This is a genomic window from Dehalococcoidia bacterium, assembly GCA_003597995.1.
Lineage (GTDB): Bacteria > Chloroflexota > Dehalococcoidia > Dehalococcoidales > UBA1222 > SURF-27.
On sequence record QZJY01000026.1, the window covers coordinates 31,696 to 57,044 of the forward strand.

Annotated in this window: 22 protein-coding genes and 1 pseudogene; 10 read left to right on the plus strand and 13 right to left on the minus strand. The window is 57.0% G+C overall.

Features of this window, described 5'->3' with window-relative positions; translation table 11 throughout:
* Position 1: 1 nt before the first annotated feature.
* The 6 genes from C4542_04070 to C4542_04095 are packed head-to-tail and all read right to left on the minus strand — an operon-like array spanning position 2 to position 4,106.
* Entirely contained in the window at positions 2–433 is a 432-nt protein-coding gene (locus C4542_04070; GenBank protein ID RJO62404.1) for a hypothetical protein, read from the minus strand.
* Positions 434–447: 14 nt separating this feature from the next.
* On the minus strand, positions 448–951 hold the full coding sequence (locus C4542_04075; GenBank protein RJO62405.1) for a rubrerythrin family protein: 504 nt from the start codon (positions 949–951) through the stop codon (positions 448–450).
* A gap of 16 nt (positions 952–967) precedes the next feature.
* Positions 968–1,621 carry a glycerol-3-phosphate acyltransferase gene (locus C4542_04080; GenBank protein ID RJO62406.1) on the minus strand — a complete coding sequence of 218 codons (654 nt, stop codon included), beginning with the start codon at positions 1,619–1,621 and terminating at the stop codon, positions 968–970.
* 12 nt (positions 1,622–1,633) lie between these two features.
* Positions 1,634–2,494, minus strand: coding sequence for a 4-(cytidine 5'-diphospho)-2-C-methyl-D-erythritol kinase (ispE, locus tag C4542_04085; GenBank protein RJO62407.1), 861 nt, complete (start codon positions 2,492–2,494; stop codon positions 1,634–1,636).
* Complete coding sequence (rsmA, locus tag C4542_04090) at positions 2,488–3,339, minus strand: 16S rRNA (adenine(1518)-N(6)/adenine(1519)-N(6))-dimethyltransferase RsmA (protein RJO62440.1); 852 nt, start codon at positions 3,337–3,339, stop codon at positions 2,488–2,490. Before rsmA ends, ispE begins: the two co-directional genes overlap by 7 nt.
* Positions 3,340–3,374: 35 nt before the next feature.
* Positions 3,375–4,106: a metallophosphoesterase gene (locus C4542_04095; GenBank protein ID RJO62408.1), complete on the minus strand. Its 732-nt coding sequence runs from the start codon at positions 4,104–4,106 to the stop codon at positions 3,375–3,377.
* 151 nt (positions 4,107–4,257) lie between these two features.
* Here C4542_04095 and C4542_04100 point away from each other — a divergent pair, with 151 nt between their 5' ends.
* Positions 4,258–4,902: a lactamase gene (locus tag C4542_04100; GenBank protein RJO62409.1), complete on the plus strand. Its 645-nt coding sequence runs from the start codon at positions 4,258–4,260 to the stop codon at positions 4,900–4,902.
* A gap of 41 nt (positions 4,903–4,943) precedes the next feature.
* Positions 4,944–5,195, plus strand: a pseudogene (locus C4542_04105) (hypothetical protein).
* Between the two features lie 363 nt (positions 5,196–5,558).
* Here the strand turns inward: C4542_04105 and C4542_04110 are convergent.
* Positions 5,559–7,553 carry a hypothetical protein gene (locus C4542_04110; GenBank protein RJO62410.1) on the minus strand — a complete coding sequence of 665 codons (1,995 nt, stop codon included), beginning with the start codon at positions 7,551–7,553 and terminating at the stop codon, positions 5,559–5,561.
* Between the two features lie 33 nt (positions 7,554–7,586).
* Between C4542_04110 and C4542_04115 the strand changes: the two genes are divergently transcribed.
* Positions 7,587–7,799 (plus strand): hypothetical protein, encoded by a 213-nt coding sequence (locus C4542_04115; protein ID RJO62411.1) that lies wholly within the window; start codon positions 7,587–7,589, stop codon positions 7,797–7,799.
* A gap of 473 nt (positions 7,800–8,272) precedes the next feature.
* Here C4542_04115 and C4542_04120 read toward each other — a convergent pair whose 3' ends face one another.
* The 6 genes from C4542_04120 to C4542_04145 form a co-directional block, all read right to left on the minus strand.
* On the minus strand, positions 8,273–12,211 hold the full coding sequence (locus C4542_04120; GenBank protein RJO62412.1) for a hypothetical protein: 3,939 nt from the start codon (positions 12,209–12,211) through the stop codon (positions 8,273–8,275).
* 617 nt (positions 12,212–12,828) lie between these two features.
* A complete protein-coding gene (locus tag C4542_04125; protein ID RJO62413.1) occupies positions 12,829–13,119 on the minus strand; it encodes a GIY-YIG nuclease family protein in 291 nt (96 codons plus the stop codon).
* 155 nt (positions 13,120–13,274) lie between these two features.
* Positions 13,275–14,540: a transcription termination factor Rho gene (locus tag C4542_04130; protein ID RJO62441.1), complete on the minus strand. Its 1,266-nt coding sequence runs from the start codon at positions 14,538–14,540 to the stop codon at positions 13,275–13,277.
* Positions 14,541–14,761: 221 nt separating this feature from the next.
* Complete coding sequence (fsa, locus tag C4542_04135; protein RJO62414.1) at positions 14,762–15,415, minus strand: fructose-6-phosphate aldolase; 654 nt, start codon at positions 15,413–15,415, stop codon at positions 14,762–14,764.
* A 28-nt stretch (positions 15,416–15,443) separates the two neighbouring features.
* Positions 15,444–15,860 carry a four helix bundle protein gene (locus C4542_04140; protein ID RJO62415.1) on the minus strand — a complete coding sequence of 139 codons (417 nt, stop codon included), beginning with the start codon at positions 15,858–15,860 and terminating at the stop codon, positions 15,444–15,446.
* 15 nt (positions 15,861–15,875) lie between these two features.
* Positions 15,876–17,567, minus strand: coding sequence for a CTP synthase (locus C4542_04145; protein ID RJO62416.1), 1,692 nt, complete (start codon positions 17,565–17,567; stop codon positions 15,876–15,878).
* Between the two features lie 293 nt (positions 17,568–17,860).
* Between C4542_04145 and C4542_04150 the strand changes: the two genes are divergently transcribed.
* The 7 genes from C4542_04150 to C4542_04180 all read left to right on the plus strand — a co-directional run bounded on the left by C4542_04150 (position 17,861) and on the right by C4542_04180 (position 25,253).
* Entirely contained in the window at positions 17,861–18,853 is a 993-nt protein-coding gene (locus tag C4542_04150; protein RJO62417.1) for a J domain-containing protein, read from the plus strand.
* Between the two features lie 13 nt (positions 18,854–18,866).
* A complete protein-coding gene (locus tag C4542_04155) occupies positions 18,867–19,190 on the plus strand; it encodes a MerR family transcriptional regulator (GenBank protein RJO62418.1) in 324 nt (107 codons plus the stop codon).
* On the plus strand, positions 19,187–21,682 hold the full coding sequence (locus C4542_04160) for an AAA family ATPase (GenBank protein ID RJO62419.1): 2,496 nt from the start codon (positions 19,187–19,189) through the stop codon (positions 21,680–21,682). Before C4542_04155 ends, C4542_04160 begins: the two co-directional genes overlap by 4 nt.
* 24 nt (positions 21,683–21,706) lie before the next feature.
* Positions 21,707–22,339: a hypothetical protein gene (locus C4542_04165; GenBank protein ID RJO62420.1), complete on the plus strand. Its 633-nt coding sequence runs from the start codon at positions 21,707–21,709 to the stop codon at positions 22,337–22,339.
* A gap of 79 nt (positions 22,340–22,418) precedes the next feature.
* Positions 22,419–23,858, plus strand: a complete 1,440-nt coding sequence (gene purF / locus C4542_04170; protein ID RJO62421.1) for an amidophosphoribosyltransferase — start codon at positions 22,419–22,421, stop codon at positions 23,856–23,858.
* Positions 23,859–24,036: 178 nt separating this feature from the next.
* The gene (locus C4542_04175; protein ID RJO62422.1) at positions 24,037–24,228 is read left to right on the plus strand and encodes a hypothetical protein; all 192 of its coding nucleotides are present in this window, start codon (positions 24,037–24,039) and stop codon (positions 24,226–24,228) included.
* 17 nt (positions 24,229–24,245) lie between these two features.
* Positions 24,246–25,253 carry a phosphoribosylformylglycinamidine cyclo-ligase gene (locus tag C4542_04180; protein ID RJO62423.1) on the plus strand — a complete coding sequence of 336 codons (1,008 nt, stop codon included), beginning with the start codon at positions 24,246–24,248 and terminating at the stop codon, positions 25,251–25,253.
* The last annotated feature ends 96 nt before the right edge of the window (positions 25,254–25,349 follow it).

The window sequence follows — 25,349 nt, forward strand, 5'->3', positions numbered from 1 at the left end:
CTCACTCACCAGCAGCTCGCTGCTCTCGACTAGCCCTATCAAGCATATCTGTCAAGAGTGACTCCAGTTTTGGTGGTAACTTACAAACCATCATAGAGATACTTTCTATTCCAAACCTGCTGGCTCGACGTCGAATCAACTCCATGAACTCAACATCGGTAAAAACCATTATTTTTTTACAATTTCCAGGCGACTGCTTCAAACCACTAACATTTTGTAGTGCTTTACGCACCCCGCCCGTATTTTCGTTGCCCGTTCTCGTCTTGGGTCTGTTGCACAGAATTTCACCTACAATAGAACCATCTTCAGAAACAGCATCATATTTAAACCCAAAAATATCCCTTTCTTTAAATATATGCCCAGGATACTGAGCGGCTAGCCAATGACAGACATAGGGTTCAATAGTTGTTTTTATTACCGTCGTTGATGCCATATTCAAGCCCCATCTCAGACTATTTTCTTGAACGTCTTCCCCTGCATGGCGCAGATGGGGCATATTTCGGGAGCCACGCCAAAAACCGTATTGCCGCACACCGGGCAGACGTAATACACGCCCTCAGTAAGCTTACCACCCTTTTCGAGTGCCGCCAGCGCCTGACTATAAAGCATGTGGTGGATTTCCTCAACTTTGTTGGCATGAGTAAAGCTGCGCTCCGCTTTGCCGTCCTTATCAGCTTCGGCCTGCTTGATAAACGGGGGATACATCTGGCTGAACTCGTAATGCTCGCCGGAAATGGCCCCCTTGAGATTGTCCTTGGTTGAGCCTATGCCCGCTGCCGCGTTCAAATGGTTGCGCGCATGAACGGTCTCAGCCTCGGCGGCGGCGCGGAAGAGGCGCGCCACCTGCGGCTGTCCCTCAGCATCGGCCTTTTCGGCGAAATAGGTGTATTTGCGGCTGGCCTGGCTTTCGCCGGCAAAAGCGGCCTTTAGATTATCCTGGGTCTTGCTCATCGTTTCCCTCCCTTATTCATTTTTTGTTATCCGATGGTTTACTTCGTTTTGACTGCCACCATGTGTAGTCTCTATCGATTATCAGGTTTTTGCGCACCCCGGGGTCCGAGAGTTTATGGCGGTCGGCAACCAGCATGCGCGTGCCAAGTATCAAAGGCACTATGACAGAATAGACTATGACGGCCAAGCTTCCGCCTAAAGCCCAGATAAAGAATGGCTGGGTAATAAACCCGCCGGTAAGGGACAGCCGGGCGTTGCTGGTTATAAGCATGATTATCAGCATCACGCAGAAGGTAATTGCCGCTGCCAGCGGCGCCAGCGCCAGGAAAATGCCGTAGCCCGTGGCGCCGCCTTTACCGCCCTTGAATCCCAGGAAAACCGGCCAGCTATGGCCCGCAACCGAGGCCAGACCGGCAATGAGAATGACCACTTCATTTACGCCCAGCCACTTTGCCACAAGGATTGCCAGCGCGCCTTTGGCAGCATCGGCTATAAAAACCAGCAGGCCGGGTATGAAGCCCACCTCGCGCAGCGTGTTAAGAGTCCCGACATTGCCGCCGCCGATGCGGCGGATGTCCCGGCCTTTTGCTAAACGACCCGCAATGTAGGCCGAGGGGAAGGAACCCAGCAGATAGCCTGCCAGAACAGCCAGAAGCGACCTAAGCAACATAAACCAATTCTATCATATAATCGCGGAATTTTGGGTCTCCGCAAGATACGTTTCGAGTCCCCTTTCTTTTAGATTCCGCCAGACACGCGCGGCTTTTTCCGCATCGCTGAACAAGGCGCACAGAGCGGGTCCGGCACCGGCCAGGTGTACCGGCTCTGCAGCGATGTTCTCGAACCCATCCCGGTATTTCCCCAGGCCGTTAAAGGCCGTGAACGCCACATTCTCAAAGACGTTGCAGAGGTCGCATGAACGAATCGACTCACCACGCGTCAGCCGCGCCACCAGAGCATCTGTCCTATCACCTGAAGTGAAATGCTCCGGGCGCAACCGGGAATAAAGAGCACCCGTCTTGAATTCGGGGCTTTCCACATGCGGCAGCAGGAGCACCATCCATGCATGATGCATATCGGGCAAAGGGCTGATGAACTCCCCACGCCCCTCGGCCAACGCCGTACCGCCGCTGAGGAAAAAAGGCACATCGGAACCCAGTTCGCCGGCCATCTGCGCCAGATCTCCCGGCGGTATACCCAGTTCCCACAACCGATTGAGCCCCAAAAGGACAACTGCAGCGTCGCTGGAATCGCCGCCGAGTCCGGAAGACAGCGGTATAGTTTTGGTAATATCTATCAGCGCTCCACGACACGAATTAGTTTGCCGCCTGAGAATATCGACAGCGCGGGAAACAAGGCTCTTTTCAGCCTGCCAGAGAGGACTGTCGCATTGGAATATTATTTTCTCGTTGGTTTTAAAAGATAGACGGTCGCTCAGGCTGATAGCCTGCATGACGCTGCGGATTTCGTGATATCCGTCGGGGCGTTTTTGCAGCACTTCCAGCGTCAGGTTGATTTTAGCCGGAGTCGCAAGCGTCAACATTGTTTAGCCTTAATATCAAACACTTCCCAGAGCTTCACCCATTCCGGGATGGCAAGGGTTTCAGCCCGGCGCCTTGGCTCTATCCCGGCCTTCTCCAGCAGCGGGCGGATTTCTTCTTTAGGCAGCGATAACCCTTGCGAAAGCGAATTTACCAGCTGTTTGCGATTGGCGCAAAAACCGGCGCGCACCAGTGCGAAAAACCCATCCGTTCGGGCAGTACCAATGAAGGGCTTGGGATACAGGTGAATCTTGAGAATGGCGGAATCGACTTTGGGCGCGGGGTAAAAACTGTGCGCGGATACGCTGCTTACGATGCGCGCTTGGCCGTAAAATTGCACGGCAACGCTGAGCAGGCTCATTTCTCCGGGGGCGGCTGTTATGGCTCTGGCAACTTCTTTCTGAACCATGACGACCATCACCCCTGGCCGCGCGTCCCCTTCGAGGAAATGGCGCAATACCGCTGAGGTGATGTAATACGGCAGGTTGGCCACCACCTTATATGCGCTTCCCATCTGAAGGCCGGCCTTTGCCAGCAAAGCCGACGGCTTGATTTTTAAGACATCCTCGTGAACGACGGTCAGATTAGTGGCCCACGAAAGGGTTTGTTTAAGCAGCACAGAGAGGTGGTCATCCAGTTCGACGGCAATAACGCGCCCGGCGCGTTTTGCCAGTTCGGCGGTGAGCACTCCCAGACCGGGGCCGACTTCTATTACCACATCTTGCGATGAGAGATCAGCCGCTTCTACTATCTTGCGCAAGATGCCGGAATCAATAAGAAAATTCTGCCCCAGACTTTTCTTGGCGCGGGTGTCCAGGTGGGCAAGCAGCCTCCTGGTGGTTTGCATAAGCGACTCACCCGGCACGGGTTCGGCAGTCATGCTTAGACCCCATGCTCGAGGCGGGACGCCAGACGCACCGGCAGGCCGCAGCCCCACATGCGCTCACGGACTGCCGCAATATCGTAAGGCACGCGGTGCAAACGGAATATCCCGCTGTCGCTGTCGTAGGTGGCATAGCTGGCGCGCGGGTCGCTATCGCGCGGCTGCCCCACGCTCCCGGGGTTCAGAATAAGCGATGCTTTGCCCAGCACCCGGCCGACGCTTTCGGAAAGGGGCACGGCGCTGATGCTGCCGGCCTCTTTTTTAAAGCCCATGGGGATATGCGTGTGCCCCACCAGGCAGTAAGGCGTATTAAAGCAGGGGAAGTTCTCCCGGGCGCTGCTCAGCGAGACGACATACTCCCAGACCGGCTGGCGCGGGCTGCCGTGCACGAGCGTGAACCCGTCTTTTTCAAGCATAGGCTGTAAACGGCTGATAAACAGGGCGTCCTCGGTGCTTATCTGGCGCATGGTCCAGCGAATGGCCTGGGCTGCATCCGGGTCAAAGGCGTTCAACCCCGTTTTCTCTATCGCCGCCAGGTCGTGATTGCCGGCCACGCCCACGCACTTGAACTGCCTCAGGATTTCAAGACAACGGTGGGGGTCGGGGCCATATCCCACTATGTCTCCCAGACACCAGAGCTCATCCACGCCGCCGCGGCGATCGGCGTCTTCGAGGACAGCCATCAGAGCGGTGGCATTGGAGTGTATGTCGGCAAGAATAGCGCAGCGCATGGCATGAATATAATATCACAAGGCGCAAGCCCTCTCCAGCTATCAGCTGTCGGCTATCAGCTATCAGCTGTCGGCTATCAGCTTTCGGCTGACTGCTGAGCGCTGGCGGCTTCTTTGACCCTCCGAAGCGGCACGTGATACAATAACCGGCATGGAAATCACATGGCTCGGACACTCGTGCTTCAGGATTCGCGGCAAGCAGACCACCATCATTACCGATCCTTTTTCCCCCGGGGTGGGCTATTCTCTGGGCAAAGCCAGCGCCAATATCGTGACGGTCAGCCACGACCACTCAGACCATTCTTACAGCGCCGGTATCGGGGGCGACCCACGGGTGATTAAACGCCCCGGTGAATATGAAATCGCCGGTGTGCTCATCATCGGCATGTCCACTTTCCACGACGCCAACAAGGGCGCCGACAGGGGCAAAAACACCGTCTATGTCCTGGAGATGGAAGAAATGACAATCTGCCATCTGGGCGACCTGGGCCAGCCGCTGACCGACAGCCAGATCGAGGAAATCGGCAAGGTCGATGTCCTCATGGTTCCGGTGGGCGGGATAACCACTATCAACGCCACCACTGCTGCCGCCATGGTGCGCCAGATGGAACCGAGGGTCATTCTTCCCATGCACTACAAGACGCCGGTTTTCCAGGGTGAACTGGAGCCGGTTGAGAATTTCTTACGCGAGTTCGGGATGCAGCAGGCCACACCTCAGCCCAAGCTCAACGTCAACAAAAACAATCTGCCGGTGACCACCCAGGTCATCCTGCTGGAATATCCTACGGGCAAGTAAAACCAGACATCACGGGTATAGTGACAGGACGGCTATCGGCTATCAGCTATCAGCTTTCAGCTATCAGCTTTCGGCTTTCGGCTATCGGCTATCAGCTATCAGCTTTCGGCTTTCAGCTTTCGGCTTTCGGCTATCGGCTATCAGCTATCAGCTTTCGGCTTTCAGCTTTCAGCTTTCAGCTTTCGGCTATCAGCTTTCAGCTTTCAGCTTTCAGCTATCAGCTTTCGGCTATCAGCTTTCAGCTATCAGCTTTCGGCTATCGGCTATCAGCTATCAGCTTTCAGCTTTCGGCTATCAGCTTTCAGCTTTCGGCTTTCGGCTATCAGCTATCAGCTTTCAGCCACCAGCTTTCGGCTGACCGCGGGCTGCCAATTCTTGGCAGATTCTTCGTCGTTGCGCTTCTTAGAACGACACGGACGTTGGGTACGAGATTGCCACAGGCATTTACATGCCTTCGCAATGACAATCGGAAATGGATTCCCGCTTTCACGGGAATGACATCAACCATTGTATGTCGAGCAATTTTCATAATGGCGCCCCAGGACGCCAATTCAGGCAGTACAATAACATGGATGAGGGGTTTTTCGCTCCGGGTTCCCTGCAGACCCAGTTTTGGGACAGGTTGCCTCTCGGCGCATTTTCACAGAATCACCCGGCTATAATAACGGTTTTTTGCGGCTTCTCGCCAGCAGGATGATGGCCGACAGCAGCACCACGCCTGCTGAGCCTCCCGCCAGCACGTAATAAACCCAGTCAGGCGTTTCGCCCGGAATTTGCGGGACTATCAGCGGCGCGCCAGCCGTGGGTGGGGGAACGACCGTCACCGGCGACTGAGCAGCAGTTGTCGAAGCAGGTACAATAACCGTTGGCACGGGTGACGGAGGAAGTACCGGAAGTATCGTAACAGTAACAGTTACAGCAGGCACCGTCGATGTTACGGGCGTTGTCAAAATGCTCGGGGGAGGCGTAGAAACAGGCAGTGCGGTGGTTGTTGCAGGGCTAGTATTGGGTGTAGTGCTTGATGGAACAACAGTCGTAGTAGGAACCGTTGCGGCTTGTGTTAAAAATGCACCCGCCGCGCTCCATTCTCCTGCGAGCGATGACGCCAGTGCTCTTACCCGCCAGTAATAAACGGTGGAATTATCAAGCGCAACGTCAGACTGCCAGTAGCTGTTTGTCAAACTGTGCGTGCCCGTTTTCGATACCACCGGATTCGTAAAGTCGGATTTCCTGGACACTACCAGTTCGTAACCAGTGGCTTTAGACACCGGATTCCATTGAAACAGGGGCTTAAGCGCGGCACCCCACGCCAACGGACTGACCAGCTGTGGCACTCCCAGAGAGGCAGTGACGAAAGACCAGGTATCTGACCACGGGCTGTACAGCGGAGTAATCCCGCGTACGCGCCAGTAGTACGTGCTGGCAAGAGCCAGCGAAGGAGCGGTTACCCCCGTCCCGGCGCTGCTCGCAGCAAAGCCATCGGCAATAATAGAGAAATCGCTCTGCGCACTTAGCTGCCATTGATAGAGGGTGGCGCCTTCCAATGGCTGCCAGCTAAGCGACACGCCGCTCACCCGACCAGATGAAATATTACCCACATCCGAAGCGTTATGGGCGGGAAAGGATAATCTAACAGGCTGGCTGAGGGTGTCTACAAAAGTCATCAGCCGGTTACCCGCGCTATCGACGGCCCACAACTGATTGCCGACGCACTCCAGCACGCCTTCTGACAGAACGGCGCCGTCGCTCAGCCCGACGGTCACCCTTTCGAATGAAGCCGGCGAAACGGGACTGAGGCAGCGCAGCAAACCTCCCCGCGAGCTCGCCGCATTAACCGGGCGGAAGCTTGAGGCATATAATACGCCCGTGGAAGAGACTGCCAATCCCCCCAGCGTCTCATCTGAGGGAGAAGCAGGGTCCAGTCTCTGCCACGGTTGTCCTGCGCCGACACTGGCGCTGTATATTCCCCCGCCGGAAGAATCGCTTACGGCGTATACAATACGGCTGGCAGCGAAATTCTCATCGAATTCCACGCGCATCATACCGGTCAAAGGAGTAGCTGAGACCGTCTGAAAGGAGCCGCCACCGTCGCTGGACCACAACACCCCGCCGTCCGTGTTTCCGATGAGCAGTGTGCGGTCCTGGGCATAGCCCGGCGACAATGCCATGGAACACACCGGTAAACTGCCGGCAGAAACACCGGCGTTAAAACTCGCGCCGCCGTTGGCGGAATAGCGAACAAAAGCCTGGTTAATGCCGTCGAATTCCGATAAGAACAGGCCGCTGTCCGACGCCACGATAAAAGGATTGGGCGCGCCCGTGCCCTCGGGCGCAGGCCTGACAGACCAGGTGGAACCCGCGTCGGCCGAATACCATAACGCCGGGCCGCTTTCCGTGCTGCCCAACAAATACACCACGCGCGCTGACCTGCCGTAATCCGGCGACAGCCCTACATAATCCAGCTGGACGCTGCCCGAAGCGGCGAACACCTTCTGCCAGGTAAGCGCCCCGTCCTGCGTGCGCCATACGTTGAATAACGCCCCGCCTGAATTCGCGAAGGTTAAAACAAAGATGGTCTTATCCTGGGCGTATTTCGGTGATACTGCGACATCGCGGAGCTGTTCGCTGGAAAAGGCTCCCGTGTTGAGCATAGCCCACGCGGGCGCTCCGGCGGCCTGAAGAGTATGGTGGGGTACAAGAGAAAGAGCAAGACAGGCGCAAAGCAAAAGGCCAGGCAGCGCCCGCTTGAAAGACATAATGCGTCCATTTTAGCCAGAGATATAGAGGGAGTCAATACCTCGGCTATCAGCTATCGGCTATCAGCTATCAGCTATCGGCTATCAGCTATCGGCTTTCAGCTTTCAGCTATCAGCTTTCAGCTTTCGGCTGACTGCTGACCGCTGACTGCTGACCGCTGACCGCTGACCGCTGACCGCTGACTGCTGACCGCTGACTGCTGACTGCTGACTGCTGACTGCTGACTGCTGACCGCTGACTGCTTATTCGAGCCAGATTTATTCTTCGCGGAGTTTACACTGAGTCCGCCTCTTGCGGACGAATGTGTTCAGAAGGAGAAAACAAGATTGCCACACTCGTCCTCTCACACAAGGGAAAAAGGAAACCCCTCCAGCCAGATGCTTCGGCCACTCCTGTGGCCTCCAGCATGACAACCAGGGAACTACCCCCTCACTTCCATTCGCCATGCTCAGGACAGGCTTATCTCTCCCGCAAGGGGAGAGAAGAAGGGGCGGGATTGCCACGTCGCTACGCTCGCAACGACACCAGGGCTCGAACAAAAAGAAGAGGGCTCCCCTTGCGGGGAGCCCTCTTTGCCTTTTGGATTATCCTATCTTCCGGACGCTGGTGGGGTTTAGACCACTCTGCGGGTGCGGATGATGAGGACGATCACAGCCAAAGTCAGCAGCGCGCCGACACCGACGATGACCCAGATGTAGGCCGGGGTTGGGCCAGCAGGAGGTGTGGTGAGCACGATGGTCTGCTGAGGAGGCAGAGTGAGGGTCGGGGCAGGAATAGGAGCAGCCTGCGTAATGGTAACGACCGGCTGCTGCGAGAGGATGATGGTAGGAACAGGAGCGGGAGCAGCCTGCGTAACAGTCACAGGAGGTACAACGGCTTTTTCAGTGGTGAAGTTGCCGTCGACCCATGCGCTGCTGCCGCCGCCGGCGATATCAGCCCTTACGCGCCACTGGTATGAGGTGTTGAAAGACAGCGCGGGGCCGGTATAGTTCCAGGTGACGGTCGGGGCGCCGGCCACGCCAGCCGGAACAGCGTTATTGCTGTACAGAGGGCTGGCGAAGTTGCCGGTGGCGAGGGCAATCTGCAGGGTATAGGAAGTGGCACCCGGGACCGCCATCCAGCCGAACTGGGGCAGAACAGGTACGTTGATAGCGCCCACAATGGGCACCAGATTCATGGGAGTGACCGGGAAGGGCAGCGGGGTAACAAATGAGGTGCTGCCGCCGAACATGAAGCTGGACATAACATTAGCGGGGGCAGTGGTGGTGAGGATGGCCCAGACACTGGCGTAGTAGGTGGTGCCCGGAGCCATGAGTGTAACCGTAACGAAACCAGTGGTAGCGCCCACGGTCACAGCGGATACAGCCACGCCAGCGCCGTTAACAGCAGTGTAGAGACTGGTCTGCCTGACGGGGTTGACGACGACGACATAACCGTTGGCGTTGGGCATGAGGTTAAAGGTTACAACGGCAGTGCTGGTAGCCAGGGGGGTAGCCAGGTTGGAAATGGCTACGCCGGTGCCAGCGATGGCCAGGGTATCGTTATAGGTGTAAAGCTTGGGAGTACTGGCGGTGCCATCGATGGTGAAGAGCACGTTGCCGCTGGCGGACGGGTAAGACCACAGGCCCGCAAAGACAACGGCCGGGCGAGAAGTCACTGCGGAATCCAGGTTCTCGGCGGTGGCTTCCAGACCGCGGACGCGAACAACGTCGCCGGTGGCGGCGCTGTTGTCGCCGGCATATACCATGCCGGCGCCTTCAGTAACGCTGCCGGGGCCGCCCGGGGTGGTTACCAGACCGGGATTGTAGACGGTGAAGTTGATGGCGGCGGCGGTGTTAGTGACAGGCGCGGTCGCATCGACCAGCAGCCAGCCACTAGCGGTAGCGCCGGCGGCGATGGAAGGATAGCGCCATAGGCCGCCTACGGCGGAGACGAAAACATTGCCGGTGGTGGCATAGTCAGCGGCGGGAGCTATAGAAGCAGGACCGCTGGTGACTGTCAGGGTCGAGGTAGTAGTGGTCGAGCCGGGTACCCGGAGAAGCGTCCAGGTGAGGCCGTTATCGGCGGACTTGGCCGCTCGGAGATTGGTACCATTGGTGGCTACGGCCACCAGGTTGGTGCCGCCGGCTGATTCGATGTCGGAAACGATGTAGCCAACGCCGAAGGGGCTGTTGGCGCCCTTAATCCACCAGTAAGCGGTGGTGTTGGTGACGAGGTTGCCGGCAGCATCACCGACAACAACGTTGGTGGAGTTCAGGGGCAGCAGGGCGTTAACAGCGGTCGGGCTGACATTGGCGCCAGGAGCGGAAGCCATGTCAGCGAAACTGTTGGCGTTGTTGGTGGACACCTTAATGGCAGCAGCGCTGCCTACTATGGTGTAGAAGACCGCCTTGTCGGTGGCATAAGCGGGAGAAAGACGGATGATTACGCGCTGGGCATCGGTAGCGATAGCGACAGCAACGCGCTCCCAGGGGCCACCGGCAATCTGACGCCAGAGCTTGCTGGTGTTGGTGGAGGGAACAGCGTTTACCTGAGCCGTCAACGAAGTGAGGACTCTGTTTGTGCCGGTGCCGCCCCAAGCTCCGGGGACAGCAAACACGCCGCCAACGCCGTTGGTGGCGACAGGGTCAAGAGCTCCAGCGGTGGCGCCGCCAACCAACATTGAATAGGTTGCGGTGAGAGTGAACGGGCCAATTACGCCGGTGGTGGTGGTGCTGGTGATGGTAGCCACCTGGCCGACAGCAGTAAAGGTGATGGTGCCGGTGCCCTGGGTCCAGATGGAGGCCGGCGATACGGTGATACCCGTGAGGGGCAAGCCCGTAATCACGGTGTCGGTGGTTAGCGCATCGACTTCCGCGGCGGCGATGTTAGGCAACTGCACCGTGAAGTTCGGGTCGGTGCCAGTTACGACGGGGGCGCCCGTGCCGGCCGGGAAGGTTAGATTGGTTGCGATGTTAGCCTGAACGGTGAACTGGGTGTTGGCGACCGTACCGCTTACGGTACAAGTGCCAGCGCCGGTGAAGGTGATGACGTTAGCGGTACGAGTGCCGCCGGTGACAGCGCCGTAGGTAACGCCACCATTGGTTACGGTTATGGTGGCAGTGCCGGCAGCCGCGGCGGTGATGACGACGGTATCTGCGGGAACAGCAGCAGTAACCAGGGTGGATACGGTGCCAGCGGTAATGGTAACTATACCGCCAGTAACCCCGGCAATAGCCACAGCGCCGTCGTTGTTGCGGGTGACCATAAACATATCGCCATTGCTGCCGATAGCCAGGTCATCGATGGCACTGATGGTAGAGGTCAGGAGGTCTTCAGCAATCATGCTCCACTGGTTGAAGGTGGAGAGGCTGTCAACACTTACATTGAAAGCACCGAGCGTAGCGCCGACGTTAAGAACGTAGGCCATCTTTTGGCCAGCAGCGCCTGCAACGCCATAGTTCCTGTCGAGCAGAACCCAGGCGGTGGCTACTGCGGTCGAGCGCAGGGTCACAGCGGTAAAGGTGCTGCCCGAGGTGATGGATTTCTTGACGGTACCGACGGAAGAACCGACCAGAATGGTGGCGGTACCGGAAGCGAAGGTGCCGCTGACGGACATGTTGGTCCAGGTGCGGACGGCGTCAAGAAGGAACGGACTATTGCCGGTAACGCGGTAGACACCGCCGACAGCAGCGTCGGATATGGCAATGAAGTAGATGGGGCTGGTGGTGGCGTTGAAGTCAGACGGGCACTGGATGTCGCCCGCGGTGACGGCGCCGCCGATAGTAAAGTCAGCCACGACAGCGCCCCAGGCGCCGCCGTTGATATCCACACGCACTGTTGCCACGCCGCCAGCCACACCCATGGCAATGACAGCGCGGTCAGTAGCGAAGGTGGGGGCCATTCTGACGGACAGGATCTTCTTGGCGAGGATCCCGTTGAAGGTGGTGGTGCCCACCGGGAGCAGGTTGTTGAAGACGTCGCTCTGGTCCCAGGCATAGACACCGGCGGTCAGGGTAGCGGTGCCGAGGGTGGAGTCGACGCCCACGACGGCGATATAGCGGCCGTTCCATTTGGCCGCATCCAAAGCAGTGATAGCATCGCTGACAGGTACGCTCACTATGGCTAAGAAGGTAGCGCCGCTATCAGTGGACATCCAGAGAGTGGAAGCGGTGACATAGAAGACGACGTTGCCCTCAGTGGGGGAGCAAACGATCTCTATTACAGGAGAGGTGGGCTGTCCGACGGAGCCGGTGACCGCCCAGGTGCGGCCGCCATTGACGGACTTGACGATTTGCTGAGCCGGAGTTAAAGCCGGGTCATTGACGAAGGCATAAATAGTGCCGATGCCGGAAGCGTTGGAAGCGGCATCGACGGCCTGCGCAATGGGCCCGGCCAGGGCTATGGTGCTGCTAAGCATCATACCCGTGGTGGACGGGATGGGATAGGTATTCCATCTCTGGACGGGGGTGAGGGGGGCCGCGGCGGCGGTCGGTACAGCCATGACGAGCATGCTGGCAACCATCACCGCAGTGAGGACCACGCCCAGATATTTAGCAATTTTGTTTTTCATCGACCTTTAAATTTCTCCTTGTTAGTTTATTTATATGGTACCGTCTCCAGGGTCTTGCCTTAGAGACGACTAAAGTCAAACCGTATCCAGCCTGCGCTTAACGGCGCTCTCCCTCGCGGGTATATACAAGCATACCACCTCCTTTTATACAGGCTCTAACTTAATATGATACCACAGCTTGTCAAGTGGTCAACTGCGCAGGCAGGATAACCAGCTTTCGGCTTTCAGCTTTCGGCTTTCAGCTATCAGCTTTCAGCTATCGGCTTTCAGCTATCGGCTTTCAGCTATCGGCTGACGGCTGACCGCTGACGGCTGACGGCTGACGGCTGAGTGCTGACGGCTGACGGCTGACCGCTGACGGCTGACGGCTGACGGCTGAGTGCTGACGGCTGACGGCTGACCGCTTATTCGCGTCAGATTCTTCACTGCGTTCAGAAAGACAGGGGGCTGGTGTCTTCCTGAGGCCCGATTTCATCGGGGCGAAGGATCTCACACGGATTGTGTGACGAGTTTGGACATCGAGGCTGCTGGGTACCAGTCAGATTCTTCACTGCGTTCAGAAAGACACCTCTTATTCGCGTCAGATTCTTCACTGCGTTCAGAAAGACAGGGTAATTTTATATCTCAGGATATAAATCATGCCAATCAGGATTCTGGCTCTCAATCAAGGCTACCTTGCGTCGCCTTAGCCAGCCCTTAAGTTGCTTTTCCCTAGCTATAGCGGATGTAACGTCTTCGCATGCTTCATAGTAGACGAGCTTGTCTACATTGTAGCGATGGGTGAATCCTGCAACGAACCTTTCCTTGTGCTCCCAAACCCTACGCTTGAGGTCGTTGGTAACGCCTGTATAAAGCACAGTGTTAGCGCGGCTGGTCAGGATATAAGTGTAGTACTGATTAGTTAACATACATTACTACCTGATCAGCTTCTCCCGTCAATAATTCGCGTCAGATTCTTCACTGCGTTCAGAAAGACACATCTTAATTCGCGTCAGATTCTTCACTGCGTTCAGAAAGACACATCTTAATTCGCGTCAGATTCTTCACTGCGTTCAGAAAGACGCTACAGCCGCTCCTTGCCCAGGCTGGCGAGGAAGTCGGCGTTGGTGCGCGTCTTGCGCAGGTGCTCGATGACCCTCTCGGTGATGTCCGTAGAGCTGCCCGAAGGCCCGTCGGATGAAATCATGGACACCATGCGCCGCAGCAGCTTTATTTGCTTGACGGTGGCCTCGTTGAGCAGCAGGTCGTCGCGGCGGGTGCTGGAACGGGTGATGTCCACAGCCGGGAAGACGCCGCGCTCGGCGAGGCGCCGGTCGAGGTGCAGCTCCATGTTGCCGGTGCCCTTGAACTCTTCGTAGATGAGGTCGTCCATGCGCGAGCCGGTGTCCACCAGACAGGTAGCGATGATGGTGAGCGAGCCGCCTTCCTCTATATTACGGGCGGCGCCGAAAAACTTCTTGCCGGGGTGCAGCGCCACGGGGTCTATGCCGCCGGAGAGGGTGCGGCCGGAGGGGGGCATGGCCAGGTTGTAGGCGCGGGTGAGGCGCGTGATGCCGTCCAGCAGTATGAACACGTCCTTGCCGCCTTCCACCATGCGCTTGGCTTTTTCCAGCGCCAGCTCGGCCACGCGCGTCTGGTTTTCCACGGCTTCGTCGAAGGTGGCGGCGATGACCTCGCCCTTAACGGAGCGCTTCATATCGGTGACCTCTTCCGGGCGTTCGCCTATAAGGCACACGATAATGCTTATATCGCTGTAATTGGCGCTGACGGCGTTGGCGATGGCCTTGAGCAGCATGGTTTTGCCGGCCTTGGGAGGCGACACGATGAGGCCGCGCTGGCCGCGCCCGATGGGGGCCACCAGGTTGACGAGCCGCGTGGAGAGTGTATCCTGGCGCGTTTCCAGGTCTATCATCTTGTCGGGGAAGGTGGGAGTGAGGGAACTGAAATTGGGACGAGCGCGGGCCATTTCCGGATTGATATCGTTGATGGCCTCGACTCTGAGCAGGCTGTAGTATTTTTCGCCGGCTTTGGCGGGACGGCCCTGACCCACCACGGTATCGCCGGTGCGCAGGCTAAAGCGGCGTATCTGAGACTGCGAGACATATACATCCGAGGGGCTGGGCAGCAGCGTTTCCTGGCGCAGGAAGCCGTAGCCGTCAGGCATGATGTCAAGCACGCCCGAGCAGAAAACGTTGCCCTGCATCTCGGCGTAAGACTGCAACAGGCGCATGACGATATCCTGCTTCTTGAGGCCGGTGACACCGCTGAGTCCGGACTCTCTGGCCAGGTCGAGCAGCTCTTCACGGCTTTTCTCTTCAAGAACTTTCATTTCCAGCGGCTGAGGCGGTTTGACCTCTACCGGAGGGTCCATGCGGGGCGGCGGCTTGATTTCCACAGGCTCCACCCGCGGGGGCAGTTTTGTTTCGACAGTGTTCACGATGTCCGCGGGCTGTTGTTCCTGCGGCTCATCCGGCTGCGTTGCTTCAATTGGCTGAGGTTGGTCTGTCATAGGTCTCTTTTCTTCCTCCCTGTCCATCAGGAAAATAGTGATTAGGTTTTACCCGACACGCGGCGCCAGTCCGCCAGAAAACGGGCGTTGCCGGCCTCGGTGAGCGGGTGTTTCATCATCTGTTCCAGCACTTTGAAGGGCACGGTGGCGATATCGGCGCCGGCCTGGGCCGCCGCCACGCAATGCAGCGGGTGGCGGATGCTGGCGGCGATGACCTCCGTGTCGAAATCGTATTCCTTATATATATCCATGATGTCCCGCACCAGCGCCATGCCGTCCTGACCGATATCATCCAGGCGGCCCACGAAGGGGCTGATGAAGGCCGCGCCGGCCAGGGCTCCCAGCAGCGCCTGGTTGGCCGAAAAGCAGAGGGTCATGTTCACTTTTATGCCTTCTTTAGCCAGCTTGGATGTCACTTCCAGACCTTCGGTGGTGGCGGGAATTTTGACCACCACGTTTTTGTGCCAGGCGGCGATGTCGCGCGCCTGTGCCAGCATGGCTTCGATGCCCTCGACGGTTACTTCAGCCGATACCGGACCGTCAACGATGCCGCAGATTTTTTTTACAACGGCTTTATAGTTTTTCTGTCCTTCCGATGCCACCAGCGTGGGGTTGGTGGTGACGCCGCTGACGACGCCCCACCTGACGCCCTGGCGGATCTGTTCGATGTTGGCTGTATCCAGAAAGATGCGCATGGTTCTCCTTTTAGCTATCAGCTGTCAGCTATCGGCTTTCAGCTACGGCTGACCGCTGACTTCTGAGCGTTGACGGCTGACTTCCGACCGCCAGGCGTTTCACCCTTTGAATTAAAACCGTAATCATTCTCTTCACTTCGGTAACCTGTTTATTTAGAGAAGCTGAGTCTTCTTCTTTCAAGAATCCGAGTTCCCGCGCCAATATTAAATGGTATTCCAACTCACTGGCGGAACCCATCGCGATTTGAAGAAAGCGACCGAACTCAGCATCGCCTTGTCCCCCACAACCTTCTGCAATATTAGCCGGGATGGAAACACATGCACGGCGTATTTGGGACGTGAGACCATAAATTTCATCACGAGGAAAAGACGCGGTGGCTCCGTAAACCTCAAGCGCCAACTCATGAGCTTTTTGCCAGACATTTAACTTCCTAAAGTCTTTCATATTAACCGCTTTCAGCTAACAGCCATCAGCTTTCGGCTGACTGCTAATCGCTGACGGCTGATTGCCCGTCATGAGCGGCAGCGCCGGCTGCGAGCCTTCGCGCAGCACGTCCTTGGCAACGCCGATAAAGCCGCTGAAGAGCGGATGAGGGCGGTTGGGGCGCGAACCGAACTCGGGATGGAACTGGCAACCCACCATCCACGGATGGTCGCGCAACTCGCAGATTTCTACCAGCCTGCCGTCGGGCGAAAGGCCGCTGTAAATCAGGCCGGCATCGCCGAGTGGTTTGCGGTAGTCGTTGTTGAATTCAAAACGATGGCGGTGACGTTCATAAATGATACACGAATTCTCGCCATAGGACTGGGCGGCGCGGGTGCCCGGTTGCAAATGGCAGGTATAATTGCCCAGCCTCATGGTGCCGCCTTTGCCGGCCACCGTGCGTTGTTCGGGAAGTAAATCTATTACAGGATAGGGAGTATCCGGATCGAATTCAGTGGAATTGGGCTTGTTCGATTTGAGCACGAACCGGGCAAATTCTATAACCATAATCTGCATGCCCAGGCACAGGCCGAGATAGGGTATCTTGTTTTCACGGGCATATCGCGCAGTCTTTATCATGCCCTCGATGCCCCTGATGCCGAAACCGCCGGGGACGACGATACCCTGCACATTCCTTAGCTGATGCTCGACGTCGTTGTTTTTCTCCAGTTCTTCGGAATGCACCCAGGTCAGCTCTATCTTGCGGTTGTGGTACAGCCCGGCGTGGTGCAGCGATTCGCGCACGGAATAGTAAGCATCTTCAAGCTCTACATACTTGCCCACCACGGCGATATTGACCGGCTGGCAGGATTCGCTACGGCAACTCACCATGCGCTGCCAGTAGCCCAGCTCCGGTGAAGCTGTTTTAAGTCCAAGCCGGTCTACCACCAGATTGCCCATGCCTTCGCTTTCGAGCACCAGCGGCACTTCATAGATGCTGGAAACGGTCGGGAGCGGAATAACAGCCTTGCGCTCCACGTCGCAGAAAAGCGAGATCTTATCGCGGATGCCGTCGGATATGGGGTAATCGGCGCGGCAGACGATGACATCCGGCTGTATACCCATGCGCCGGAGCTCGTTGACGCTGTGCTGAGTCGGCTTGGTTTTGAGTTCCTTGGTGGAGCCGATGTAAGGGAGCAGCGTTACGTGTATATATAGTACATTGTCGCGGCCGACGTCGTTGCGCATCTGGCGTATGGCTTCCAGGAAAGGCTGGCCTTCGATGTCGCCTACCGTACCGCCCACCTCGACCAGAATGACATCCGCCGCGGAATTTTTAGCCAGTTTCTTGAAGCGGTCTTTAATCTCCGCGGTGACGTGCGGGATTACCTGTATGGTGCCGCCCAGAAAATCGCCGCGTCGTTCTTTGGCAATGACGGAGCTGTATATCTGGCCGGAAGTGATGTTCGATTCCGCGGTGAGTTCGGTATCTATAAAACGTTCGTAATTACCCAGGTCAAGGTCGGTTTCAGCGCCATCCTTGGTGACGAATACCTCACCGTGCTGGTAGGGGGACATGGTGCCGGGGTCGACATTGAGGTAGGGGTCCAGTTTCTGTACTGAGACGGTTAAGCCACGGCTTTTGAGCAGGGTTCCGATCGAGGCTACCGTAATGCCTTTACCGACAGAGCTGACCACGCCACCGGTTACAAAGATATACTTCGTCATAAACACAATCGAATTGCTGACATAATGAAGACCCTCAAAGTCTTACGGGAAATAGCAATTAAAGGCTGGGAATGTCAAGTCTCAGAAGCGGAGAGGTCCTTGTTTCTTTTTATTATAGGGGTGACATTCTGCCTTTGTCAATAGCATAAAAGTATTTCCCATGAAATTTTGCCGGGTAGTTAACAGCGCTTTATCAAATTTATTAATTATCGCTTGACAATAGTGGCAAGGTTCGATTATAATCAATGCAGTCTCTACAAAACCCCCAATACAGCCCGAATACAGGATATTCTATGGCCGCCAAAGACTATTATACAATTCTCGGACTCAGCCGTAGCGCCAGCGACAAAGATATCAAGCTGGCTTACCGCAAGCTGGCCCGTAAATACCATCCCGACGTCAATCCGGGCAACAAGGCCGCCGAAGAAAAATTCAAGGAAATCAACCAGGCTTACGAGGTCATTTCCGATAGCGAAAAACGCAAAAAATACGACCAGTTCGGAGAGGATTGGGAACACGCCGACAAGTTCACTCAGGCCGGCAGGCAGGGACAGGCAGGAGCGGGATTCGATTTTAGCAGCTTCAACTTCGGAGGCGCCCAGGGTGGCACGACGTTCACTACTGGCGCGGGCATGGACAGCCTCTTCGAACAGATGTTTACAGGCTCGCGGGGCCGGCACGCACAGCCCAGGCGCGGCCAGGATATCGAGCATACGGTAGAAATATCTCTGGAAGAGGCTTTTTCTGGTACCAGCCGGCTCCTCAGCCTGCAATCGGAAGAGATGTGTCCCACTTGCGGCGGCACTGGAAGGGTGCAGAAAAGCGTCTGTGCCACCTGCCGCGGAGCAGGAGCAGTTCCGCGCCTGCGGCAGCTTGAAGTCAAAATACCGGCAGGCGTTAAAACAGGCTCGCGCGTGCGCATAGCGGGTCAAGGGGGGGCGGGGAGAGGAGGAGCAGGCGACCTTTATCTATTGATTACTGTGTTGCCGCATGCTTCCTTCGAGCGCCAGGATGACGACCTGGTCACAAACGTGCCGCTGCCCCTGACCACAGCTGTGCTGGGCGGCAAAGTCGAAGTACACACTCTCAAGGGCAAACTGGAGCTAAAAGTGCCTGCTGAGACGCAGAACGGCCGTATTTTTCGGCTGGCAGGTCAGGGGATGCCACGCTTGGGGAAAGAAGGGCGGGGCGACCTGCTGGCCAGAATAAACGTCGTGCTGCCGCTCAAACTGAGCGCGGAAGAGAAAGAACTCTTCACACGGCTGCGCTCGCTGCGTGCAGAATAGGGGGTGGTGATTCATGAAAAGTAGAGAGGCCGATGCCAGCCAGCCGCGTTATGTTATCAGTGTGGCCGCCGAGATGCTGGGAACCCAGCCTTACACGCTGCGTTATTATGAAAGGGTCGGCATAATCAAGCCGGCCAGGTCGCAGGGCAATCTCAGGCTGTATTCGGAGGAGGACCTGGTCCAGCTGAGGCGTGTCATGACGTTAATGTACGACCTGGGCGTTAACCTGGCAGGCGTTGAGGTCATCCTGAGAATGAGCCAGCAAATTATTGATTTACAGAGAGCCGCAGAGGTAATGCAAAACGAACTGAATAGATACAGACAGGAAGAACTATGAGACAGGAAAAATACACAGAACAGGCGCAGGAAGCGTTAAATTTATCACAACAACTGGTGCTGCAGTACCACCACAGCCAGCTCGATGTCGAACACCTGCTGATGGCTTTGCTGACGCAGGAAAAAGGGCTGGTGCGCGATATAGTCAAAGAACTCGGCGCCGATATCGACGGGATACGCATCGAGGTCGATGCATCACTCAACCGTTACCCCAAACTGGGGTACCAGTCCCAGCAGATCTTTGCCACGCCGCGCATCAACCAGGTCCTCATGGCAGCAGCGCAGGAAGCCTCTCGTCTTAAGGACGAATTCGTCGGGACGGAGCACCTTTTCATCGCTATCGCCACCGAGCCTCACGGCCAGAGCGCTGCCATACTGAAAAACTTCGGTATCGACCAGGAAAAAATCTACGCCGCGCTGCAAAAAATCCGCGGCAGCCACCGCGTGACCGACGCCGGCGCCGAGAGCCACTACCGCTCGCTGGCCAAATACAGCCGCGACCTGACCGATCTGGCCACACAGGGCAAGCTCGACCCGGTCATCGGGCGCGAAGAAGAAATCAGGCGCGTCATGCAGATACTGTCGCGGCGCACCAAGAACAACCCCGTCATCGTAGGCGAAGCCGGTGTGGGCAAAACCGCCATCGCCGAGGGGCTGGCGCAGCGCATCGCGGACGGCGACGTGCCGGAATCCCTCCTCGGCAAGAAGGTGCTGGCGCTCGACATGGGCGCGCTGGTGGCCGGCAGCAAATTTCGCGGCGAGTTCGAAGAGCGGCTGAAAGCCGTCATGGACGAAGTGCGCCAGGCGCAGGGCGAGGTCATCCTTTTCATCGACGAAATTCATACGGTTGTCGGGGCAGGCGCTGCCGAGGGTTCCATTGACGCCAGCAACATGCTTAAACCGGCGCTGGCCCGCGGCGAGTTGCGCGCTATTGGCGCCACCACGCTCGACGATTACCGCAAATTCATCGAAAAAGACAAGGCGCTGGAACGCCGGCTGCAGCCCATCTTCGTTACGGAACCGTCCATCGAGTCCAGTATCGAGATACTGCGCGGCCTGCGTCCGCGTTACGAAGAGCATCACAAGATAAAAATAAGCGACGAGGCCATCGAGGCCGCCGTGAAGCTGAGCCAGCGCTATATCGCCGACCGCCACCTGCCGGATAAGGCCATCGACCTGATAGACGAGGCTGCCAGCAAGATACGCCTGGAGACGGAAAGCGCCCCGCCAGGGGTAAAAGCGCTGGCCGACAAATTAAAAACACTTACGACCGAAGAGGAAGCAGCCTCGCAAAAACAGGAGTACGACCACGCTGCCGAGCTGAAAGCCGAGAAACTCAAGCTGGAAGCCGAGTACAACCAGAAGCGCAGCGAATGGCTGGAACATGAAAAAATAAAGCCCGAGGTGACAGAGAGCGACATCGCCAGCCTGGTGGCTAAATGGACAGGCATACCGGTGACCCACATGCTTGAAGGCGAGTCGCAGAAGCTGCTGCACATGGAGGACAGCCTCCACGAGCGGCTGATAGGCCAGGAGGAAGCCGTTAAATCGGTGTCCGAGGCCATCAGGCGCGGGCGAGCCGGGCTCAAGGACCCCAGGCGCCCCATCGGCAGCTTCATGTTCCTCGGCCCCACCGGCGTAGGCAAGACCGAACTGGCACGCTCGCTGGCCTGGTTCCTCTTCGGTGACGAGACCGCCATGATCAGAATGGATATGTCTGAGTACCAGGAAAAACATACCGTTTCGCGCCTTATCGGCTCGCCCCCCGGCTACGTCGGTTTCGACGAGGGAGGGCAGCTTACCGAGGCTGTACGCCGCCGTCCCTACAGCGTCATCCTGCTGGACGAGATGGAAAAGGCTCACCCGGAGGTATATAACAGCCTGCTGCAGGTGCTCGATGACGGGCGCATGACCGACGGGCACGGCCATACCGTGGACTTCAAGAACACCATCATCATCATGACCTCCAACGCCGGCGTGGACCTCATCCGCCGCGAATCGGCCCTGGGTTTCGCCACTCAGAAAGACGAAGGTCAGTTAAGAAAAGGCGCCTACGAGCGCATGAAGGAAAAAGTGATGACCGAGGTGCGCAAGACCTTCCGGCCCGAGTTCATCAACCGCATCGACGATATAATCGTCTTCCACGAACTTAATGAGGAACAGCTGATGCAAGTGGTCGGCCTGCTCGTCAAAGACTTGCAAAAAAGGCTGGAGGACCGTAAGCTTACCGTCAGTGTCAGTGACGCGGCTAAAGCGTGGCTGGTCAAAGTAGGGTACGACCCGGCTTTCGGCGCCAGGCCTCTGCGCAGAGCCATAGAGCAATACGTGGAAAGCCCGCTGGCCAGCAGGCTGCTAAAGGGTGACTTCAAAGAAGGCGACACTATTGTAGTGGACAGCGGTCCTGACGGCCTGAGTTTTAACACGCCTGAAAATACTCCCGTCAAGAAAACACGCCGCAATTCTGAAGCCAGGGCGAACAAGACTCAGGAGTAAGGGACTACGGCGACTAAGGCGCAATTGCTAACCGGATTTAAGGGCCTGTTCCGTAAGTGGGAGTACTGGGTGGGCATACTCGCCGTACTTATCACCTTCGGACTGGCCATCCTGGTTGTTTTGAACTGGCATTCCAAGGACCAGATTACGGGCTACGGCTATCTCGGCGGCTTCGTAGTCAGCGCGCTGGGCGGCGGTACGGTGCTTATCCCCATCCCCATGGCTGCGGTGCAGTTCGCTCTGGGAGGCATACTTCAGCCCTGGTTCGGGCCGGCCTTTCTGGGGCCCCTGTTTGTGGGGCTGGTCTGCTCCATCGGGGAGGCGGCGGGGGCGATGAGTATTTACGCCGCCGGATACAGCGGCGGCACGCCTCTTTTCAAAGCGGCTCCCGGCGAGCGTGTGAGCCGGCTCCAGAAACTCTACGCACGGCTGACGGAGCTGATGGAACGCCGCGGCTTGCTGGCGCTGTTCATTTTATCCGCCGTGATGAACCCCTTCTTCTTCCCGGCCTCGATAGCCTGTGGGGCGGTGCGTTTCGGGATAAAGAAATATTTCTTAATCGCCCTGGCCGGCAAGTTCATCAAATGCTCCGCCATCGCCTACGCCGGCTACTTCGGCCTGCGCGGCATTTTCGGCGCACTGGGCATCCATGTCTGACGAGGCACACGACGTTGCTATGGGGGTTGATTCGAGCTATAATAGGTTATAACCCATCTGTCCCAAAAAGGGTGTTGATTTGCACGAAGCTTGCGGCATTTTTGGTATTTACGCTCCTGACGAAGATATAGCCCGGCTTACCTATTTTGCGCTGTTCGCCCTGCAACACCGTGGGCAGGAGAGCGCTGGCATAGCCACCTCGGACGGCAAGCGTATCCAGGTATTCGCCCGTATGGGGCTCGTCTCACAGGTGTTCGACGAGGAATCCTTGAGCCGCCTCACCGGCCACATCGCCATCGGCCACAACCGTTACTCTACAACAGGTTCCAGCCGTATTTGTAACGCGCAACCGCTGGTAGTAGGCAGTGGCGATAATACTATTGCCATCGCTCACAACGGCAACATCACCAATGCCGAGCCCCTGTTCAAAGAACTCACCGAAAAAGGCTACGCCTTCAACACCACCACCGATTCCGAAACAATAGCCAATCTTCTCTTGGCTTCTACTGAAAAGGAATGGCACGCCAGGGTCAGGCAGACGATGCACCGTCTTCAGGGCGCTTATTCGCTGGCCATTATGACCAAAGACACCCTTTTTGGCGTACGCGACCCGCTGGGAGTGCGCCCGTTGTGCCTGGGAAAACTGGGCAACGGGAGCTGGGTGCTGGCTTCGGAAAGCTGCGCGCTGGACCACATCGGGGCGACTTTTGTCCGCGAGGTGGAGCCGGGAGAGATAGTGACCATCGATGAAAACGGGCTTAAAAGCTACAAGGAAGACTCTGAAAAGCGCGCTATGTGCATCTTCGAATATATCTATTTCGCCCGCCCCGACAGCGTCATTAACGATCGCCTGCTCTACGACGCCCGCCGGGCCATGGGCGCCGGGCTGGCAGAAGAGTATCCGGTTGAGGCCGACATTGTCGTCGGCGTACCCGATTCCGCCACGCCCGCCGCAGTAGGCTATTCGGCCGGGTCAGGCATACCCCTGGGCATGGGGCTGGTAAAGAACCGCTATATGGGGCGCACCTTCATCGAGCCCGACCAGCGCATCCGCGACCTGGGCGTCAAGCTGAAGTTTAACCCTATGCGGTCGCTTCTGGAAGGCAAGCGCGTGGTGCTCGTTGACGACAGCATCGTGCGCGGCACCACCACGCCGCAGGTCATCCGCCTGCTGCGCAAGGCCGGCGCCAGGGAAGTGCACATGCGCGTCTGCGCCCCACCCATACGCTTCCCCTGTTTCATGGGCGTGGACATGGCCACCCAGCGCGAGCTGATAGCGGCGCGCAAGAGCATTCCCGCAATCCGCGATTACATCGGCGCCGATTCTCTGGGTTATCTTAGCCTGGAAGGACTGATAAGCGCCGTAGGTCTGCCCAAAGACAGCTTCTGTCTGGCCTGCTTCACCGGCAACTATCCCATGCCGGTGCAGCTCGAAATGGACAAACTGGCGCTGGAAAACCTGCAAACGAAACCAGTTGAATCCGAATACTGCCAGGCCGCCGTAATGCCCCCGGAATAGCGTCTTGACGCCCTAGAACATGCTCGCCGAACTCCTCGACCCCGTTAAAATCTTTCTTTATTTTTCCCATCATAAGATTCTTTACGATAAAACACTGTTTTTATGCACATTTTCCATTGAAACCGACCTCCGCGAGATGTTATGATTTATCTCATCCATCTGAAGGAGGTTACTGAACATGGGTGGTTATTTCCGCATTCTGGCCGCCATCCCCGGTTTCTTTCTCAGTTCCTGGTTTTTAATGCTGCTGTGGGGCGTTATCGCCGACAGGCTGGGGCTTTCTGCTACGCTTAGTTATGTCAACTCTATGCTCGTCACTATCACCCTCTGGCTGGCAGTCGCCCCGCTGGCGGCTGTAGGCAGAAAATAATAGATGGAGGCGGACATATAGAAGACAAGTACGCCGCGGCAGGCGTTAATATCAATGCCGCAGACGCCGTCAAAAAAGAAATAGGCAGGCTGGCGCGCGCCAGTTTCACCCCCGGAGTGCTGGCCGGGCCGGGTCTTTTCGGCGGCCTGTTTGAGCTAAAGGGCTTCAAAAATCCGGTGCTGGTCTCCAGCATGGATGGAGTGGGCACCAAGCTTAAACTGGCAGTCTCTTTTGACAGTTATGACAGCGTGGGGATGGACATTGTCAATCACTCGGTCAACGACATCCTGACCTGCGGCGCCACCCCTATTTTCTTCCTAGATTACATCGCTATGGGCAAGCTGCTGCCCGAAAAAGTTAAGGCCATTGTCAAAGGCCTGTCCACAGCATGTCAACAGGTTGGCTGCGCCCTTATTGGCGGTGAAACGGCCGAGATGCCCGGCCTGTATAGCGGCGAGGACTTCGACCTGGTAGGCACCATCGTCGGAGCGGTGGAGAAGAACCGCATCATCAACGGTCAGAGTATTGCCCCGGGAGATGTCATCCTCGGCCTCTCATCAAGCGGACTGCATACCAACGGCTACACGCTGGCGCGCAAGGTGATGGGGGAAAGTAAGGAAGCTCTGGACATTTTTTACCCCGAGCTCGGACAAACCCTCGGTCAGGCGCTTCTCGTGCCGCACCGCTGTTACTTTAATGAACTCAAACCGATGCTGTCCCTAGTCAAGGGGCTGGCGCACATCACCGGCGGGGGATTCCCCGGCAACGTCCCGCGCATCATGCCAGAGGGAGTGACGGCCAGGTTCGACACGGCAGCCTGGACGGTGCCGCCTATTTTCAAGCTGATTCAGCACAAGGGCGGCATCGACCGCAATGAGATGTACCGCGTTTTTAACATGGGCATAGGCATGGTCATTATCGCTTCGGAGGACGATGCAAAGGAGATTACTAAGCGGCTGTCCGAAGCGAAAAGGATTGGCGAGATAACTCGGCAGGCAGATAACCAAAGGGTAGTACTGGATTAGGAAGCTCATCAGTCTATCCATTAGAGATTGCTTCGTCGGGCCTGCCCTCCTCGCAACGACGGATAAATCGCTCCCCGGAGGTGGGGATAGGTAAAC

Bases quoted from the DNA above. Each gene is read 5' to 3' on its own strand.
- C4542_04070 (RJO62404.1), bottom strand. From the start codon at position 433: ATGGCATCAACGACGGTAATAAAAACAACTATTGAACCCTATGTCTGT.
- C4542_04075 (RJO62405.1), bottom strand. From the start codon at position 951: ATGAGCAAGACCCAGGATAATCTAAAGGCCGCTTTTGCCGGCGAAAGC.
- C4542_04080 (RJO62406.1), bottom strand. From the start codon at position 1,621: ATGTTGCTTAGGTCGCTTCTGGCTGTTCTGGCAGGCTATCTGCTGGGT.
- ispE (RJO62407.1), bottom strand. From the start codon at position 2,494: ATGTTGACGCTTGCGACTCCGGCTAAAATCAACCTGACGCTGGAAGTG.
- rsmA (RJO62440.1), bottom strand. From the start codon at position 3,339: ATGCAAACCACCAGGAGGCTGCTTGCCCACCTGGACACCCGCGCCAAG.
- C4542_04095 (RJO62408.1), bottom strand. From the start codon at position 4,106: ATGCGCTGCGCTATTCTTGCCGACATACACTCCAATGCCACCGCTCTG.
- C4542_04100 (RJO62409.1), top strand. From the start codon at position 4,258: ATGGAAATCACATGGCTCGGACACTCGTGCTTCAGGATTCGCGGCAAG.
- C4542_04110 (RJO62410.1), bottom strand. From the start codon at position 7,553: ATGCTCAACACGGGAGCCTTTTCCAGCGAACAGCTCCGCGATGTCGCA.
- C4542_04115 (RJO62411.1), top strand. From the start codon at position 7,587: ATGGTGGGGTACAAGAGAAAGAGCAAGACAGGCGCAAAGCAAAAGGCC.
- C4542_04120 (RJO62412.1), bottom strand. From the start codon at position 12,211: ATGAAAAACAAAATTGCTAAATATCTGGGCGTGGTCCTCACTGCGGTG.
- C4542_04125 (RJO62413.1), bottom strand. From the start codon at position 13,119: ATGTTAACTAATCAGTACTACACTTATATCCTGACCAGCCGCGCTAAC.
- C4542_04130 (RJO62441.1), bottom strand. From the start codon at position 14,540: ATGAAAGTTCTTGAAGAGAAAAGCCGTGAAGAGCTGCTCGACCTGGCC.
- fsa (RJO62414.1), bottom strand. From the start codon at position 15,415: ATGCGCATCTTTCTGGATACAGCCAACATCGAACAGATCCGCCAGGGC.
- C4542_04140 (RJO62415.1), bottom strand. From the start codon at position 15,860: ATGAAAGACTTTAGGAAGTTAAATGTCTGGCAAAAAGCTCATGAGTTG.
- C4542_04145 (RJO62416.1), bottom strand. From the start codon at position 17,567: ATGACGAAGTATATCTTTGTAACCGGTGGCGTGGTCAGCTCTGTCGGT.
- C4542_04150 (RJO62417.1), top strand. From the start codon at position 17,861: ATGGCCGCCAAAGACTATTATACAATTCTCGGACTCAGCCGTAGCGCC.
- C4542_04155 (RJO62418.1), top strand. From the start codon at position 18,867: ATGAAAAGTAGAGAGGCCGATGCCAGCCAGCCGCGTTATGTTATCAGT.
- C4542_04160 (RJO62419.1), top strand. From the start codon at position 19,187: ATGAGACAGGAAAAATACACAGAACAGGCGCAGGAAGCGTTAAATTTA.
- C4542_04175 (RJO62422.1), top strand. From the start codon at position 24,037: ATGGGTGGTTATTTCCGCATTCTGGCCGCCATCCCCGGTTTCTTTCTC.